Genomic DNA, 15,405 nt, shown 5'->3' with positions numbered 1-15,405 from the left:
CCGGGCGGGGCCCGGTAACCGGGGGGGGCCGGCCGGGCCGGGTACCGCAGGGATCAGCCGCCGCTCGCGGCGCCCGCCTTCCCGGTCGTCCCCTTCTCCTTCTCCGCGTCCTTCGCCGCCTTCTGGGCCGACTTCTCGCCGGTCAGGTACGCCGAGACGACCACGTTGGCGGTGTACGAGTGCGAGGCGCGGTCGAACGTACCGCCGCAGGTGATCAGCCGGAGCTCCGCACGGCCGTCCTTGCGGGGGCCGTACGCCTTGTGGGCGTCGAAGCGCGCACGGGTGAAGACCTGGACGTCGTCGATGGTGAACTGGGCGACGGTGCCGTCGGTGCGGGTCACGTCGACCTCGGCGCCGGGGCGGGCCGCGCTGAGCCCGTAGAAGACGGCCGGTTTGGTCTCGGTGTCGACATGGCCGACGAACAGCGCAGGCCCCTTGGCTCCGGGACGGGTGCCGCTGCCGTACCAGCCGACCGTCTGGGGCGTGTCGAAGGACGGCGGTGTGATCGCCCCGTCCGCGTCCAGGCCTCTGGAGACGACGGGGGCCTGGATCCCGATCGACGGAATGTCCACGCGGCGCGGCGCGACCCCGTCGATCGGGTCGTGCGCCGGGGGCAGCGGTACGCCGAGCGGGCGCCCGACCGCTGCCACGTCGCCGGTGGTCGGGGCGGAGCCGATGCCGGAGCCGTCGGTCATGCCGCGACCCCAGACCCACAGGCCCAGCAGGAGTACGGCCCAGGCCACTCCGGTGAGCAGCCTGCCGTGTCCCGCCGAGTGGTCCGAGGAGGACATGTCAGTCGATGGCCGGGCGGCGGCGGCGCACGCTGCGGAACGCGACCGCGACGGCGGCGACGGCGGCGAGAGCGAGACCGACCACCGCGTGGACGGTGCCGGGGCCCTCCTGCTGGGCGGCCTGGTCGGCGAGCACGGCGGTGCCGCCGCCGCCCGCGCGGACCGGGGCGACCGGCATGGGCCGGCTGCGGTGGACGACGGTGAGGACCGCGGACACCTTGGTGTGCTTGTCGTCCTTGCAGACGGCCTGGACGTCGTAGTCGCCGGCCTCTGCGTCGGAACGGATCCGGGCCTGGCCGAAGAGCGTCTTGTCTTCACCGGGCGAGAAGCGCGCCTCGGAGACGAAGGCGTCGGAGCTCCCCCTGGCCTCCTTGCCCTTGCAGCCCTCGATCTCCATGTCGACCTCGTCGCCCGGGGCGGCCGAGGCCGGGGCGATGAAGAGCATGGCCCGGGACCGCGAGTCCTGCCCGTGATCCGAATCGGAGTTGGCCAGTGCGACGGAAGCGGGCATCAGGGTCGCCGCGGCCACTGCGACGGCACAGAACGTGATGGATATTGAACGCATCGTGAACCTCCTTATGGAAGGTTCACGCGTGCGGCGGCTTTCCGCATCCGCAGGGGCGGCGGCGCTGGGCCGGTGGAGTGCCCGCCGCACACCCCTTATCCCGATCCCGAACCCGGATCGGGGCGCTGCGGCGGCGACCGAACCGGTCACGAGCGAGACCCCTCGACAGCCCGGATCACCTCGGCGGTTCAAAGTAATACGTACGCACACATGCAAGCACACATAAAACATATGCTGTCCGGAACACCTTGAACACGGCACTGACGGGGCAGGCATGCACGTAGTAGGCGGATACACCCGCATCTCCGATACCGGCCAGATCGGTGACGGCCGCGATGGCCGCGAGGGCGTCATCCGCCAGCGCGACGACGTGCACCACTTGGCCCAGGCCAAGCGCGTGGACATCCACCGCATCTACGAGGACAACGACACGTCCGCCTACAAGCGTCACGTGAACCGCGAGGACTTCGAGGCGATGATCCTCGACCTCCGGAACGGCGTGATCAGCGGCATCCTGGCCTACAACATCGACCGCATCGCCCGTCAGCCCCGCGACCTCGAACGCCTCATCGACATCTACGAGCAGAGCCGTCGGCCGATGATCTTCGGGACCACCATGGGTGATTACGACCTGACGACCGGCGACGGGCGCTTTCAGGCTCGCATTTACGTGACCATCGCCAATAAGTTCTCCGCGGACGCCGCTCGCCGCGTCGCCCGCCAGAAGCTCGCCGAGGCAGCTGAAGGAAAGCCGCACACGGGGCAGCGCGCCTTCGGCTGGAAAGACCTCCAGCGTGTCGATGAGCGGGAAGCCGAGCTCCTTCGGAAAGCCCGCCAAGACGTGGTCAACGGCAAAACCATCGCCTCCATCCATCAGGAGTGGCGGGAACTCGGGGTTCGCAGCCCTCAGACCCGGGCCGGCAAGTCGATCGGGTACAGCAGCGTGAAGTATGTGCTGCGCAACCCCCGTCTGTGCGGATACCGCTCATATATCCCACAGGAGGTTCGCGAGAGGTCCGGTCGTGTGGACCCGGTCGAATACCTCATCGAACGAACGGACGGAACGCCGATCGTCGGGAAATGGGAAACGATCTTCACACCCACCGAATGGCGGGAACTGGTCGATGTACTGGACGCCCGGAAGAACACGGGCAAGGGCCGCAAGGCCGGCTCCACGGTCACCAAGCGACTCCTGACCGGCATCGCCCGCTGCGCGAAGTGCGGGAACGGAATGCAATCCGCCATGTACACGCGGGGCACCGTCACCTATGAGAAGCACGGGTACTTCTACCTGTGCGCGAAGGCCCACGGCGGATGCGGAAAGCTGGCCCGCAGCGGCCCGCCTGTCGAGGACCTCGTGGAGAAGGCGCTCCTCGACAACCTGAAGAAGCAGACTTGTTCTGTACAGCCCGCCGAAGAACAGGATCCCGAGCTGGCTCGGACCACAAGATTGTTGGCGCAGATCGAGGCGGACAAATCCGAGGCCAGACAACTCCGCGCCGACGATCTGCTCTCTCTCGCCGAATTCGCCCGTGAGATCAGCCGCCTGGAGATCAAGGAACAGGAGGTGAGGGAGACCGTATCGGCCCTGTCCACAGCATCTGCCCGAGCAGGCTCAGCGGCTGTCCGCATCGTCCGCGAATGGGGCAACTACACCGTGGACATGAAGCGCCAAGAGATCACGAGGAGCATCGAGGCTGTGGTGATCAGCGGGGCAGGCAAGGGCGGCGCCCAGCGCGGCGCCTTCCGTCCGGACCTCATCGAGATCGTGTGGAAGCAGCCTTGACATAGCGACAGCTCGTGCTGGGCGACGGCCCGGGCGGCAGCAAGACTGTCTGCTTCGCCCTCGAACGCGAACCGTGGCTCTGTCGCCGCCGCGGACACGACGCCGCAGGGGGACGAACCCGCTGTGCGGCAGGCAGTCCGTGCTGCGAGACATCCGGGCCACGGAAGGGCTGAGTGAATAGCATGGTCATCCCCGTGAGTCCTCGTTCGGCAGGAGCCGCACCCATGACAGACCAGAAGCCCATCGAATCGTGGCTCACCGACATGGACGGCGTGCTGCTGCACGAAGGTGTGCCGATTCCCGGAGCTGACGCCTTCATAAAGAAGCTCCGGGAATCAGGGAAGCCGTTCCTCGTCCTGACGAACAACTCGATCTACACGGCCCGGGACCTGCACATGCGGCTCAACCGCATCGGCCTCGAAGTGCCGGTCGAGAACATCTGGACGTCGGCCCTGGCCACCGCGAAGTTCCTGGACAACCAGCACCCCGGCGGCACGGCCTACGTGATCGGTGAGGCGGGGTTGACCACCGCTCTGCACGAGGCCGGGTACGTGCTGACCGACACCGATCCCGATTTCGTGATCTTGGGCGAGACCCGAACCTACTCGTTCGAGGCGCTGACAAGGGCCATCCGGCTGATCAACAACGGTGCACGCTTCATTGCCACCAACCCCGACAACACCGGACCCTCGCCCGAGGGAGCGCTGCCTGCCACCGGCTCTGTTGCCGCATTGATCACGAAAGCGACGGGCAAGGAGCCGTACTTCGTCGGCAAGCCGAACCCGCTGATGATGCGCAGTGCACTAAACACGCTGGGTGCTCACTCCGAGACCTCCGCCATGATCGGCGACCGGATGGACACCGACGTGCTGGCTGGACTGGAGGCAGGGATGGAGACGTTCCTGGTGCTCACCGGGCTGACCAGCCGCGGCGAGATCGAGCGCTACCCGTACCGGCCGACCAGGGTCGTGGATTCGATCGCGGACCTCGTCGAGCTGGTCTGACCGGGGGCGTCGGACACTCTCCCCCTCAGCGGACAACCAGGTTGCCGAAGCAGGAGGTTCCGACGCCCCGGATCGTTCGGATCAGCCGGAGGTGACCTTCACACCGTCGACCGCCCAGAACCAGTTGTTGCCCCCGGTGTACCGGAACCGGACCTGCGCGGTGGTGGCACCGGCCGGCACCCGGAGACCGATGGACTCGGCCTTCGAGACGGTGTCCGCGGTGTACGTCTTGACCGTGACGGGTGTGCCGCCGTCGTAGGAGACGAGGACCTCGCCCTTCTGCGGGGCCTCCTGCCGGTAGTGGCTGGTGTAGGCGAGGGTGGCGGTGCGGCCGCCGGTGACGGGCCAGGCGGGGCTGATCAGGGTGGAGTCGAAGGTGCCCGTGGGGCTCTTGTCGGACCATTCGTCGCCGTCGGCGACCGCGAAGACGTTCCGCGCCCTGACGTTGTTCTCGCGCCACTGGCCGCGCTCGGCGGAGGTCCAGAACGCGTCGGTGGTGAAGGCCCAGCCGCGCCATTCGGTGACGCCGCCGGTGCCCATCGCGCTGTTGTCGATGCTCCACCCGGCGGGCGGGGTGTGGGTGAAGCCGAGGACCGCGGCCCCGGTCCCCGTCTCGTCGGCCCGGGTCCGCAACTGCGGGCGCAGGGCGTCGAAGGCGTCGGGGGCCGGCTGCTGGAGCGGCCGGCCGTCGAGCCCCCAGGCCGGGTCGACGGCTATGCCCAGGTGGGCGAGGGCGGAGACCGCGACGTCCGGCATCTTGATGTCGTAGCGGGTCGAGCCCGCGGTGATGCCGCCGCCGCTCGCGAGGAGGAAGGTCTGCCGCTCGGCGGCGCTGGAGCCGCCGTGGCCGCCGGCGTCGGTGTGCCCGTGGTCGGCGGTGATCATGATGAGCCAGTCCTCGGAGCCGTACGTGGCCCGGCCCCGTACCGCTGCCACCAGTTGGCCCACCTGGGTGTCGACGCCGTGGATCGCGTCCAGGTACTGGCTGCTCGCGGCGCCGTAGCTGTGGCCCGCGTGGTCGACGTTGTCGAGGTGGACGAAGAGCGCGTCCCGGCTGCCTTCGGCCAGTTCGGCGGCGGCCCTGCTCGTGGTGCCGGTGTCGTACTCGGCGTCCGGGGTGGAGACCCGGGTGTCGACCTTCGCGGAGAAGATCGTGTCCGTGACCGGGTTCCAGGAGGCCACGGCGTACGTCGAGAGCGAGGGCTTCGCCGTCTCGATCCGGGTGAGGAAGTCGGGGTACTGGGCGAAGGCGTTGCCGGTGAAGGCGTTGTCCTTGACGTGGTGCTTGTCGGGCCAGACACCGGTGATGATCGTGGACCAGCCGGGGCCGGACAGGGTCGGGGCCATCGGGTCGGCGTAGAGCGGGCTGACGGAGGTGAGTCCGGCGGCCATCAGCGCGTCGAGGTGGGGTGCGTCCGCATCCTTGATTCTGTTGAGCAGGGCGCCGTCCAGGCCGATGACCAGGACCTTGGGCGTACGGGCGGCGGCACGGGCGGCCGTGGTGGCGGCGAGGGGTGCTGCGGCGGCGATGGCGGCGGCGCTCATGAGGAGAGTGCGGCGGGACATGCCTGAGGTCACGGGATCCTCCGTCGAGGTGGTGGGGGGCACAAGGCTGACGCGCTCAACTCCCCGCCGGAAGGCGGGGAGTTGAATTTGGGTCCAGACCCGTTATCTTTTCGCGATGATCCGCCGGAGGTCCAGACCCCCACGGTGAATCGTCCGGCAACGGTCAGCTGCCGGTGGCCGACTTCCAGGCGTCCACGTACGAGTCGAGGTTGTCCGCGATGTCCGACCAGTCCGGCTCGAAGACCTCGACCCCGTCCATCAGCTTCTTCAGCGCGACGGCGTTGGCGTCGGCCGCCTCGATGTCCTTGCGGGCCGAGAAGCCGCCGCCGACCGCGCTGACGTCCTTCTGTGCCTGCTCGGCGAGCATGAAGTCGAGCAGCTTCCTGCCGTTGGCACTGTGCGGGGCCTTGGTGACCAGGCCGGCCGCGTAGGGCAGGGCGAAGGTGGTGGGCCGGCCACCGGACTTCGCGGGGAACCAGATGCCGAGGTTCGGCATGTCCTTGGACTGGGCGTAGTTCATCTGGACGTCACCGTTGGCGGCGAGGAGCTCGCCCTTGTCGACCTTGGGCGCGAGCTTGCCGGTGGAGGCGGACGGGCCGACGTTGTTCGACTGGAGCTTCTTCAGGTACGCCATCGCCGGTTCCTTGCCGCCGAAGTCGTGCATGGCCTTGATGAGCACGGCCGTGCCGTCACCGGCGACCCCGGGGGTGGAGTACTGGATCCGGTCCTTGTACGTCCCGTCGAGCAGCTCCTCCCAGGTGGCGGGCGGGGTCTTCAGCTCCTTCGTGTTGTGGACGAAGCCGAAGTAGTTGTTGACGACCGGGGTCCACTTGGAGTCGGCCGCCCTGTCGGCGCTCGCCACCTGGTCGGAGCCGGCCGGCTCGTACGTCTGGAGGAGGCCCTTGGAGTCGGCCTGCTGGATGAACGGCGGGAGGGTGACCAGGACGTCGGCCTGTGTGTTGGTCTTCTCGCGGACGGCGCGCTGCACCATCTCGCCGGAGCCGCCCTCCACGTACTCGACCTTGATGCCGGTCTTCTTCTCGAAGTCCTTGAAGACCTTGTCGTACCAGCCGTCGCCGTTCTCGCCCTTGAGGCCGTCGGCGCTGTAGACGGTGACGACCTTCTCGTCGGAGGCGGCCGACGAACCGCCGCAGCCGGACAGGGAGGCGGCGAGGGCGAGCACGCCGGTGACGGCGGCTATGGGCGTGAGGTGGTTCTTGCGCATGGCGGTCGTATCTCCTGGAAGACGGTTCGTTGCGGGAGTCCGTGGCGGGTGTCAGCGGTACGAAGCCCTGGTGCGGATGCGGGAGACCGCGAACAGCACGAGCAGCGTCGCCGCCATCAGGACCACGGCGACGGCGGCTCCGGTGAAGAGCGAGCCGCGGTCGGTGGCTGCGAAGATCTGCACCGGAAGAGGTGTCCAACTGGGCGGGTAGAGCATCATCGTGGCGCTCAGCTCACCCATGGACAGGGCGAAGCAGAGCCCCGCGGCCGCGGTCAGCGACGGCAGCAGGAGCGGCAGTCTGATGCGCCACAGGACGTACGAGGGCCGGGCGCCGAGGCTGGCGGCGGCCTGTTCGTACATCGGGTCGAGACGTGCTGTCGCCGCCGAGACCGACGTGTAGGCGAACGCCGTGACAAGAACGGTGTGCGCCAGGATCACGATCCAGCGCGTGCCGTTGAGCAGCACCGGCGGCTTGCTGAAGGCGACGAGCACGGCCAGCCCGACGACGACGGACGGCACGGCGACCGGCAGCATGAACAGCGCGTCGAGGAACCGTTTGCCGCGCCGCCCCAGCGAGGCGGCGGCCAGCGCCGCCCAGGAGCCGATGACCAGGGCCAGCAGGCTCGCGGTGACGGCGGTGACCAGGCTGGTGGTGAGCGCCCGGAGGGAGTCGCCCGCGGTGGCCGTGGCGTAGTGCTTCAGGGTCGAACCGGAGGGGAAGGCACCGGACCAGTTCGTGGAGAACGAGGCCGCGAGGATGACCAGCAGCGGCACGGCGAACAGCGGGACGAAGAGGAGGAGGAAGACGGCCCAGGTGGCCCACTTCCCGGTACGGCTATGCACCAGCACGGCGGCTCACCATCCGGTACACGCTGTAGAGGCCGACGGAGATCACGATGTTGACGACGGCGACGACGCAGGCGGCCGGGTAGTCGGACTCCAGGATCGCCTTGCTGTAGACGAGCATCGGCAGCGTGGTGACGCCCTTGGCCCCGGTGAACAGGACGATGCCGAATTCGTTGAGGCACATCACCAGGACGAGGCTGCCGCCCGCGGCGAGCGCCGGGAGCGCCTCGGGGAGGATCACCTGCCGCACGATGCGGGCCGGTCCTGCGCCCAGCGAGGACGCCACCTCAAGCTGCGCGGTGTCGAGCTGGGAGAAGGCGGCGAGCAGTGGGCGCATCACGAAGGGGGTGAAGTAGGTGATCTCGGCGAGGAGGACGCCCCACGGCGTGGTGAGGAAGTGGAAGGGCCCGTCGGCCGCCCCGGTGGCACCGGTCCAGATGCCGTTGGCCATACCGGCGTTGCCGTAGACGAACAGCAGGGCGAGCGTGATCAGGAAGGACGGGAAGGAGAGGAAGACGTCGACGAACCGGGCGACGGCCCTGCCGCCGGGAAACGGCACGAAGGCGATGACCATGGCGAGTACGAAGCCGAGCACGAGACACCCGGCCGTCGAACCGGCCGCGAGCCACACGGTGGTGGTGAGCGCGGAACGGAACGAGGCGGAGGCGAAGACCTCGCTGTACGGCGCGATCGAGGTACCGCCCTCGTCGGGGCTGAAGGACTGCTGGACGACGAGGAGAAGGGGGTAGAGGAAGACGACGCCGAGGATGGCGACCGGGGGCAGAGCCCAGGCCGGACCCTTCCAGCCCGTCCGGCGTTTGAGGACGGGCCCGCTGCCGGACGCCGCCGGGCGCACCTCTGCGGTCACCGCGCTAGCCACGGGCCCCTCCGCTCACCGTCTCGCCCTCGAACGCCCCCATGGCCTCGAAGGCAGGGGACGGGCCCTCTCGGCGGGCCGGGTGGACCGGCAGCAGCACCGCGTCCTCCGCCGCGAAGTGCACCGTCACCGTGTCGCCCAGCGCAGGCGTCACCCGCAGCTCCCGGACATCCGCCTTGACCCGGTGCCCGTCGACGTCGACGTACAGCCGGTGCGTGGAGCCGCGCCACTGGATCTCGGCGATCGTGCCGGTCAGCGCGTTGGGACCGTCGCCGAGCCCGACCAGGTGCGGCCGGACGCAGAGCGTGGCGGTGACACCGCCGGCCACCTCGCCGGTCGGTACGGCGAGCGGGTGCCCGGCGAAGTCCACGGTGCCGGCGGGCTCGGCGACGGTGACCGGGAGCAGGTTCGCGTTGCCGACGAACGACGCGGTGAACTCCGTACGCGGGCGCCGGTACAGCTCCTGCGGGGTTCCACAGTCCTGGATCCTGGCCTTGTCCATGACGGCGATCCGGTCGGCGAGGGTCAGTGCCTCGACCTGGTCGTGGGTGACGTACAGGATGGAGACGTCCGGCAGCTCGCGGTGCAGCCGGGCCAGTTCGGCGAGCATCCCGGAGCGCAGCTGGGCGTCGAGTGCGGACAGCGGTTCGTCGAGCAGCAGGACGCCGGGGCGGATGGCGAGGGCGCGGGCGATGGCGACGCGCTGCTGCTGGCCGCCGGAGAGTTCGCGCGGGTAGCGCCTGGCGTACCCGCCCATGCCGACGAGTTCGAGCGCTTCGGCGACCCGCCCCGGGATCTCGGACCTGTCGGCCTTCTGCGCCTTCAGGCCGAAGGCGACGTTCTCCTGGACCCGCAGGTGCGGGAAGAGGGCGTAACTCTGGACGACCATGCCGATGCCGCGCTTGTGCGGCGGCAGGGCGGTGACGTCACGGTCGCCGATGTACACCCGCCCGGAGGCGGGCCGGACGAATCCGGCGACGGCGCGCAGTGCGGTCGTCTTGCCCGATCCGGAGGGCCCGAGCAGGGCCATGACCTCGCCGGGCCCGACGGTGAGATCGAGCCGGTCCAGGACGACGTTCCCGCCGTACGCGACGCTGACCCGGTCGAACCGGATGCCGCTGCGGCCGGCTGCGGCCCCGCCCGTCATGCCTCGGCCCACGCGATCTCGGCGCGCGCGATCAGGCCGGGCAGTTCGGCGACGGAACCGAGGACGTGGGTGGCGCCGCTGCGGGTCAGCCGGTCCTTGTCGTGGGCGCCGGTGAGGACGCCCGCGACGATCCCGGCCCCGGCGCGCACGCCGCTGAGCATGTCGTACGAGGTGTCCCCCGCGACGACGGTCCGGCGGACATCGTCCACCGCCCCGGTGCGCAGCAGTGCGGCCAGGACCATGTCCGGGTAGGGGCGGCCGCGGCCGCCGGCGTCGGCGGGGCAGAGGGTCAGTTCGACCAGGTCCTGCCAGCCGAGTGCGGTGAGGATCGCGTCCTGGGTGGTGCGGGCGAACCCGGTGGACAGGACCACGGTCCGGCCCTCGGACGCGAGCTGTTCGACGGCCTCGCGGGCGCCGGGGACGGGGGTGATGCGGCCGGCGTCGACCAGTTCCCCGTACGCCTCCTCGAAGGCGGCGTTGGCCTGCTGGGCCAAGGCCTCCTCGCCGAACAGACGGCGGAAGACGGTGATCTTGGACTCGCCCATGGTGGCGCGTACGTAGTCGAGTTTCTCCGCGTGGCCTGCGGAGCCGGGCTCCACGCCGAGGCGGGCCGCCGCGGCGGCGAAGGCCTGCTCGACGAGGCCGCCGTCGGCGACGGTGGTGCCGGCCATGTCGAGGACGATCAGATTGAGTGCGGTGTCATTGGTCAACGTCTTCACCAGCCCAGTTCGTTGGCGGTCGTTTCGGCGATGGCGGGCGAGCAGGTCATGCCGCGTCCGCCCGGTCCGGTGACCAGCCAGACGCCGTCGCGCACCTGCTGGCGGTGGACGACGCGGCCGGTGTCGGTGCACTGGGCGTAGACACCGGCCCAGCGGTGGCGGATGCGCGGCAGCGGGCGGCCGAGGAAGGACTCCACGACGCCGGTCAGGTGCTCGTACGGCTCCTCGACGGTGTCGAAGGCGAAGGGGTGCTCGTACGCGTGGGTGTCGCCGATGGTCAGTCCGCCGTCGCGGCGCTGCACCATCAGGAGCTGCATGCGGTGTTCGGCGGCGGTGGGGGCCTGGGCCTGCCCGGCGTTGAGGGCGTCGAGCGCCTCGCCCCGGTAGGCCGGGTAGTAGCGGAAGCTGTCGGCGTCGGCGACGGACGTGGTGAGCTTCTCGCCCAGTGCGTCGGTCTGCATCATCTGGAGCCTGACCCGCCGCACCGGCAGGTCGGGCCCGGCGAGCTCGCGGACGAGGCCGCCGAGCCAGGCGCCGGTGGCCAGGACGACGGCGTCGCCGGTGTGCACATCGCCGTGGTCGTCGCGGACGGACGCGGTCCCGACCACCTCGCGCACCTCGCGGCCGCCGAGGAAGGTGTAGCGGCCGGAGGCCAGCAGCTCCCGCTTCAGGGCGAGCTGGGCGGTGCGCGGCTCGACGGCCGCGTCCCGCTCGCACCACAGGGCCGCGCCGAAGTCGCCGCGCAGGGCCGGGTTGACCGCGCGGGCCTCGCCCGCGGTGAGCAGCTTGTAGCCGCGGGCCGCCGCGTCGGGACGGGCGACGGCCGCCTCGGCGACGGCGGTCTCCCGTGCGGTGCGCAGCACGGTGAGCGAGCCGCAGGCCCGGAAGCCCAGGTCCGGCACCCGCTCACCGATGGACTCCCACAGCTCACGGGCGCGGAGTGCGGTCTCCAGCTCCTCGCCGCCGGCCCGGCCGCTGACCCATATCTGTCCGAAATTGCGGAGCGATGCCCCGCGTGCCTCGCTCTCGCGCTCGATCTGTACGACCTCGTGGCCGCGGTTCACTGCGTGCCAGGCGTGCATGGTTCCCACCACGCCGGCTCCTACGACGATGACTCTCACGACGGCAACGCTCCTCGGGACGGATGACCCGTGCGGATCGGTACGGCAACGGGAGGGTGAACTGGGGCCCAAACCTGGCCTAGACCCGTTATGTTTCCGTTATCGTCGTGAGTCGATCCGCCGTCTTCGCGAAGTGCCCCGCAGCTCTACGGGTCGCAGTGCCCCACGCTCTACGGGTTCAGCCGCGTCCGCTCAGGTGGGCGGTGAAGGAGAACCGGTCGCCGCGGAACAGCGTGCGTACGCGCTCCAGCGGCTGCCCGTCCGCGTCCCGTGAGACCCGGTGGATCAGCAGCATGGGCAGCGCGGGCGGCGTACCGATGAGCAGCGCCTCACGCGGGGTGGCGAGCACGGTCTCGATCCGCTCGTCCGCGTCTCCGAAGGAGATCCCGAGCCGGTCGTGCAGATAGGCGTAGAACGACGAGTCGGGGTCGAACTTCTCCGCCAGGTCCGGCACTCGGGCGACGCCGACGTACGTGCTCTCCAGGCCGACCCGGTCGTCGTCGGCGAGCAGCACCCGCTCCAGGTGCCAGACCGGCTCACCGCGCTCCACCCCGGTCTCGGCGGCGAGAGCCTCGGGGCAGGGGAACTGTTCCAGCCCGATGAGGTGGCGGCCCGGGGTGCGCCCCTGACGGCGTACGCCCTCCGTGTAGCTGGCGAGCGAGAGTGGCTGTTCCAGCTTGGGGCCCGCGACCACGGTGCCGCGGCCCTGCCGGGCGAGCCGCCCTTCCAGGAGCAGTTCACGCAGCGCCTGGCGCACGGTTTCGCGCGACACCTCGTAGCGCAGGGCCAGGTCGCGCTCCGGCGGCAGCATGCCGCCCTCGCCCAACTCCTCGATGAGTACGGAGACATGGGCCTTCACGGCGTAGTACTTCGGAATACGGCCGTGCTCCGGGATGCCGGAGCGGATCGGTGCGCCAGGTGCCTGGTCGTGCGGGTAGTCCACGGCCCGATGGTGGCAGACGGACATGAACACCGGTGGACGGGACGACGCGGATCGGCTCAATGCCGCCGCCTGTCGGGCTGTTCCGCTCCGGGACGGAACGAAAGCGGCCGGCGATCGCCCCGCCCCGAACGCCCCGCCTCGAACGCCCGCCCCGAACGGGCGCCGCTCGTCGGTTGTCGGTTGTCGGTTGTCGCTCGTCGCTCGTCGGTTGTCGCTTGTCGCTTGTCGGTTGTCACTCGCACTCAGCGGCGGGCGCGGCGCATCCGGCGGGACCAGACCACCACCGCTCCGCCGCCGATCAGGAAGCCGGAGACGGTGAGAGCGGACTGCGGCATCAGTACAGGGATGCCGGTCCTGGCGAGCTCCGGGACTCCGGCGGGATCCCGGCCCGGTGCGACGGGGCGCGGGTTTCCGGTGGTGCCCCCGTCGGAACTCGCGCTGGGCCGCGTCCCGTCGGGGAGGCGGCCGTCCTCCTTGCCCGTACCGTCGCTCTCCCGGCCGGTGCCCCCGGTCTCGCGGTCCTCGCCCACCTCGCCGGAGCCGTCGCTCTCCTTGCCGGTCCCGCTGCTGTCCATGCCGTCTCGCCCGCCGTCCTCGACCACGGTGAACGAGTAGTCCTCGGACTCACCGACCCACTCCCCGTCGCTGCCCTTCGCCGTGGCGCCGCTGTCGCTCCTGCCGCTCGCCCCGGCCTTCCGCTGGACGATCGCGGCGTTGGCGGTGATGCGGCCGGGGCTGGTGTCGGAGGTGAACGCGAGCCGGACCTGGACGGTGACGGTGTGGCCGGCGGGCACGGTGAAGCCACCGAAGGATTCGTCGCCCTCGCCGCCGAAGACGCCGATGTGCTCGTGCCGGTCGGTCGTCTCCCAGGTGACACGGTGCTCGACGTCCGGGTGCGCGCGTTCGGAGAACTTCAGCTGGATCTGGTCCGAGGTCAGCCGGCGGTCGTCGTCGGTGAAGACCAGGACCGGATGGATGGACCGGCAGGTCCGGGAGGTGGTGTTGGTCAGGTCCAGGAACCAGGTGCCGTAGCCGCCGCCGGATGCGTAGCTGTCGGGCCCGCCGTGGATCCGGGTGTCGATGGGGAATTCGGCCGCCTCCGGGTCACCGCAGGCGGGCTGCTGGTCGGCGCCGACGACGGCGGGCGCGGCGGCCGGCAGCACCGAGGCCAGGGGGGCGGCCGGGGTGGAGGCCGGATTGCGCTGCGGCGCGGCGGTCGCGGTCGCCGGGCCGCCGAGCACGACGGCGGGGACGACACTCGCCGCGGCCAGCCCGAGGACGAGCCCGTGCCGGGTCCGCCCCGGGGGCAGCGGCGCCGGGTGTTCCGGAGGTGTGGCGGGCGGGGGCGGTGTGGGGGGCATGGGGAGGGCCTTCGCTGCTCGCGGAAACGGTCGGCTCGCCCCGGACCCGGAGTTCACCGGTATGGACCCGCGACGCTGTCACGCCCGCACCGGCCACCCCGCGCAGACATGCCGCGGACCCGCCCGGCCGGCGGCGGGGAATCCCCCGACCAGCGGAGCGGGGGCCGCACCGCGAGCACCGCCGCACCGGCAGAAAGGCCGGACTCAGCCGGCCACCGGCCCAGGAGGCCCGGCGAGGCCGGCCGGATCCACGGTGCTGCCCGCGGAATCCTCCGCTCCCGCCCCGGCCCGCTCCGGCGCACTCTCCCGGGCGTTGCCGCCGGTACGGCCGAACAGCGGGGCCAGGACCAGCTGGGCCGCGCCCTCGGCGACCGGCCGGTCGCCACCGCCTGCGGCGACGACCGGGACCGGCACCCCGCCGATGCCGTCGCGCCGGGCCCGCTCGTCGAGTACGGCACGTACCCCTCGTACGTACGCCTCGGGGTCGGCGGCGACCGTGCGCCCGCCCAGCACCACCCGGTCGATGTCGAGCAGCCCGACCAGATTCGCCGCGCCGGTGCCGAGCACCCGCGCCGCCTCGGCGACATCGCCCCGGGCGACGGCCGCCAGGCAGAGGGCCTCGATGCAGCCGCGTCCGCCGCAGCTGCACCGCACCCCGTCCAGCTGGACGGTCTGGTGGCCGAACTCACCGGCTCCGGTGCGTACTCCGCGGTGCACCGCCCCGCCGAGCACCAGCCCGGCGCCGAGCCCGGTGCCCAGGTGGAGGTAGGCGAAGTCGCCCGGCTCCTGCGATTGGAGGGCGAGCCCGAGAGCCGCCGCGTTGGTGTCCTTGTCGATGACGACGGGCAGCCCGGTCCGCGCGGAAAGGGCGTCCCCGAGCCGGTACCCGTCCCACTGGGGGAACCCGGTGACGCGGTGCAGCACGCCGGCCCGGTGATCGAGCGGCCCCGGCACCGCGGCGCCCACACCCAGCACCGGCCGTACGCTGCCGCCGCGCACCGCGGCGACAGCCGTGGCCGCCGCCCTGAGCACCTCGTCCGCCGGGGCGCCGAAGTCCAGCGGAGCCGTCGACCTCGCGGCCACCGCGCCCGCCAGGTCGACGAGCACCACGGTCAGCCCGTCGCGGTCCAGATGCAGCCCCACCGCGTGACCGGCGTCCGGCACCAGCCGCAGCACGGTCCGGGGCTTGCCGCCCGTGGAGGCGCGGTGGCCCGCCTCGGCCGCCAGCCCCTCGGCCCGCAGCCGGGCGGTGATCTTGCTGACGGCCTGCGGGGTGAGCCCCGTCCGCGCGGCGAGTTCGAGCCTGCTGATCCCGCGCTCGCCGGCCACCCGCAGCAGGTCGAGCACGAGCGCCGCGTTGTGGCTGCGCAGCGTCGGCAGGTTCGCGCCGCTATTACTCCTGTTCACGGACCCATTGTCCCTCCCGCTTGCACTTTGGCAACAGCGTTGCCAAA

The 15,405-nt window shown here is 71.0% G+C and carries 14 protein-coding genes; 2 read left to right on the top strand and 12 right to left on the bottom strand.

Annotated features, from left to right (window positions below):
• Positions 1 to 53: 53 nt before the first annotated feature.
• Both ACFVW8_RS21370 and ACFVW8_RS21365 read right to left on the bottom strand, forming a co-directional pair.
• Complete coding sequence (locus ACFVW8_RS21370; RefSeq protein ID WP_389692253.1) at positions 54 to 791, bottom strand: class F sortase; 738 nt, start codon at positions 789 to 791, stop codon at positions 54 to 56.
• 1 nt (position 792) lies between these two features.
• Positions 793 to 1,356, bottom strand: a complete 564-nt coding sequence (locus ACFVW8_RS21365) for a hypothetical protein (protein WP_389692251.1) — start codon at positions 1,354 to 1,356, stop codon at positions 793 to 795.
• A gap of 274 nt (positions 1,357 to 1,630) precedes the next feature.
• On the opposite strand from ACFVW8_RS21365, the gene ACFVW8_RS21360 reads away from it, so the two are divergent.
• Together ACFVW8_RS21360 and ACFVW8_RS21355 are read left to right on the top strand one after the other, a co-directional pair.
• Positions 1,631 to 3,142, top strand: coding sequence for a recombinase family protein (locus tag ACFVW8_RS21360; protein ID WP_389692249.1), 1,512 nt, complete (start codon positions 1,631 to 1,633; stop codon positions 3,140 to 3,142).
• A gap of 224 nt (positions 3,143 to 3,366) precedes the next feature.
• A complete protein-coding gene (locus tag ACFVW8_RS21355; protein WP_389692247.1) occupies positions 3,367 to 4,146 on the top strand; it encodes an HAD-IIA family hydrolase in 780 nt (259 codons plus the stop codon).
• Positions 4,147 to 4,227: 81 nt separating this feature from the next.
• Here the strand turns inward: ACFVW8_RS21355 and ACFVW8_RS21350 are convergent, their stop codons facing one another.
• The 10 genes from ACFVW8_RS21350 to ACFVW8_RS21305 form a co-directional block, all read right to left on the bottom strand.
• Positions 4,228 to 5,712: an alkaline phosphatase family protein gene (locus ACFVW8_RS21350; protein WP_389692257.1), complete on the bottom strand. Its 1,485-nt coding sequence runs from the start codon at positions 5,710 to 5,712 to the stop codon at positions 4,228 to 4,230.
• Between the two features lie 163 nt (positions 5,713 to 5,875).
• Positions 5,876 to 6,937 (bottom strand): 2-aminoethylphosphonate ABC transporter substrate-binding protein, encoded by a 1,062-nt coding sequence (locus tag ACFVW8_RS21345; RefSeq protein ID WP_389692245.1) that lies wholly within the window; start codon positions 6,935 to 6,937, stop codon positions 5,876 to 5,878.
• A 51-nt stretch (positions 6,938 to 6,988) separates the two neighbouring features.
• The gene (locus tag ACFVW8_RS21340) at positions 6,989 to 7,786 is read right to left on the bottom strand and encodes an ABC transporter permease (RefSeq protein ID WP_389692243.1); all 798 of its coding nucleotides are present in this window, start codon (positions 7,784 to 7,786) and stop codon (positions 6,989 to 6,991) included.
• Entirely contained in the window at positions 7,773 to 8,663 is an 891-nt protein-coding gene (locus tag ACFVW8_RS21335; RefSeq protein ID WP_389692241.1) for a 2-aminoethylphosphonate ABC transporter permease subunit, read from the bottom strand. Before ACFVW8_RS21335 ends, ACFVW8_RS21340 begins: the two co-directional genes overlap by 14 nt.
• Positions 8,656 to 9,807 carry an ABC transporter ATP-binding protein gene (locus ACFVW8_RS21330; protein ID WP_389692239.1) on the bottom strand — a complete coding sequence of 384 codons (1,152 nt, stop codon included), beginning with the start codon at positions 9,805 to 9,807 and terminating at the stop codon, positions 8,656 to 8,658. The genes ACFVW8_RS21335 and ACFVW8_RS21330 overlap by 8 nt, the downstream gene beginning before the upstream one ends.
• Positions 9,804 to 10,517 (bottom strand): phosphonatase-like hydrolase, encoded by a 714-nt coding sequence (locus ACFVW8_RS21325; protein WP_389692237.1) that lies wholly within the window; start codon positions 10,515 to 10,517, stop codon positions 9,804 to 9,806. Before ACFVW8_RS21325 ends, ACFVW8_RS21330 begins: the two co-directional genes overlap by 4 nt.
• A 5-nt stretch (positions 10,518 to 10,522) precedes the next feature.
• Entirely contained in the window at positions 10,523 to 11,647 is a 1,125-nt protein-coding gene (locus ACFVW8_RS21320) for a TIGR03364 family FAD-dependent oxidoreductase (RefSeq protein WP_389692235.1), read from the bottom strand.
• A 178-nt stretch (positions 11,648 to 11,825) separates the two neighbouring features.
• On the bottom strand, positions 11,826 to 12,590 hold the full coding sequence (locus ACFVW8_RS21315) for a GntR family transcriptional regulator (RefSeq protein WP_389692233.1): 765 nt from the start codon (positions 12,588 to 12,590) through the stop codon (positions 11,826 to 11,828).
• 242 nt (positions 12,591 to 12,832) lie between these two features.
• Positions 12,833 to 13,951, bottom strand: coding sequence for a hypothetical protein (locus tag ACFVW8_RS21310; RefSeq protein ID WP_389692231.1), 1,119 nt, complete (start codon positions 13,949 to 13,951; stop codon positions 12,833 to 12,835).
• A 204-nt stretch (positions 13,952 to 14,155) separates the two neighbouring features.
• Entirely contained in the window at positions 14,156 to 15,358 is a 1,203-nt protein-coding gene (locus ACFVW8_RS21305) for an ROK family protein (RefSeq protein WP_389692229.1), read from the bottom strand.
• Positions 15,359 to 15,405 lie beyond the last annotated feature (47 nt).

Origin of the sequence: Streptomyces sp. NPDC058221 (assembly GCF_042882365.1) — a bacterium.
Lineage (GTDB): Bacteria > Actinomycetota > Actinomycetes > Streptomycetales > Streptomycetaceae > Streptomyces.
Note: the sequence above shows the minus strand (reverse complement) of the source record. Positions and strands in the feature narration are given on the sequence as shown.